Here is a 1,696-nt window from a genome sequence, read left to right as displayed (position 1 = left end):
GCCCCGCCGGGAGCCGATGCCTCGGCGGCCTGCGCGGACAGCGGGGTCGCGATGTCCTCCAGCGACCTGCCCTCCGCGGCGACGGCGAAGAAGATCGCCACCAGACCGCCGGCCACCATCAGCGTGGCGCCGATGCAGAAGGCCAGGACCGTGTCCGCGACCACACCGCTCTCGGTGAGCCCGGCGAAGACCAGCGGACCGGAGATGCCACCGGCGGCCGTGCCGACCGCGTAGAAGAACGCGATGGCCATCGCGCGGGTCTCCATCGGGAAGATCTCACTCACCGTGAGGTACGCGGAGCTGGCGCCGGCGGAGGCGAAGAAGAGGACCACGCACCAGCTGAGGGTCATGGTGGTGGCGGTCAGCCAGCCGTTGGAGAACATCCACGCCGTCACGAAGAGCAGGACGCCGGAGATGATGTACGTACCCGCGATCATCGGACGGCGGCCCCAGGTGTCGAACAGGCGGCCGAGCAGCAGGGGGCCCATGAAGTTGCCGAAGGCGATGACCGCGAAGAAGTACCCGGTCGAGCCGGTGCCGACGTCGAAGAACGTCACCAGGATCGCGCCGAACCCGAAGGTGATGGCGTTGTAGAGGAAGGCCTGCCCGATGAAGAGGGCCAGGCCCAGCACCGCCCGCCGCGGGTAGGCGCGGAAGAGCGTCCGGGCGATCTGCACGAAGCCGACGCTGTGCCGCTGCTTGATGGTCATCGCCCCGGCCGGTTCGGGCAGCGGCCGGCCGGTGTCGGCCTCCACCTGCCGCTCGACCTCCTCCACCAGCCGTTCCGCGCCCTCCTCGCGGCCGTGGATGAACATCCAGCGGGGGCTTTCCGGCACATGACGGCGGACGAGCAGGATGACCAGGCCGAGTACGACGCCGAGACCGAAGGAGATCCGCCAGCCGAGGTCCTTCGGGAGGATGTCCGTGTCGAGGGCGAGGACGGACAGCAGCGCGCCACCCATGGCGCCGAGCCAGAAGCTGCCGTTGATAATGAGGTCCACCCGGCCGCGGTACTTGCTGGGGATCAGCTCGTCGATGGCCGAGTTGATGGCGGCGTACTCGCCGCCGATGCCGAAGCCGGTCAGGAACCGGAAGACGAAGAACCACCAGGAGGAGAAGGACAGCGCCGTCAGCGCCGTCGCCACGAGGTAGACCGCCAGCGTGATCAGGAAGAGCTTCTTGCGCCCGAAGCGGTCCGTCAGCCAGCCGAAGAACAGTGCGCCCGAGCACGCGCCCGCCACGTACAGCGCGGCGGCGACCCCGGTGACCTGCGCGCTGCTGATGGCGAGGCCACTGCCCTCCTCGGACAGCCGGCCGGCCATGCTGCCGACGATGGTGACTTCCAGGCCGTCCAGGATCCAGACGGTACCCAGACCGATGACGATCATCCAGTGCCAGCGCGACCACGGCAGCCTGTCCAGCCGCGCGGGTATCCGGGTCGTCACCGTCCCGTTGGACGCTTGCCCGAGATCCGGCTCACTCATGGGTCACCTCCGAGGCGTAAAGACGGCGGGCGGGTACCCGATGGTCACCTCGGTGAAACGGTGCGATCGGCGGGTACCCGCCGGCCCATGGACACCGTGAAGCCCCTGGCGGTGGTGACCGGCGCGTCGAGCGGCATCGGTCTGGCCCTGGCCCGGGTGTTCGCCGGCAAGGGGTTCGACCTGGTGGTGTGCGCCGAGGACGCGGCGGTGGC

At 69.5% G+C, this 1,696-nt stretch carries 1 protein-coding gene; it reads right to left on the bottom strand.

Translation table 11 applies throughout. From position 1 onward, the window contains the following. The coding region (locus AC07DW_RS34380; protein WP_478861515.1) for an MFS transporter at positions 1-1,484 on the bottom strand (1,484 nt) is incomplete at its 3' end. Positions 1,485-1,696 lie beyond the last annotated feature (212 nt).

This window comes from Streptomyces sp. NPDC045701, assembly GCF_056432045.1.
The sequence above is the reverse complement of the archived record's forward strand: the minus strand, read 5'-3'. Positions and strand labels throughout refer to the sequence as shown.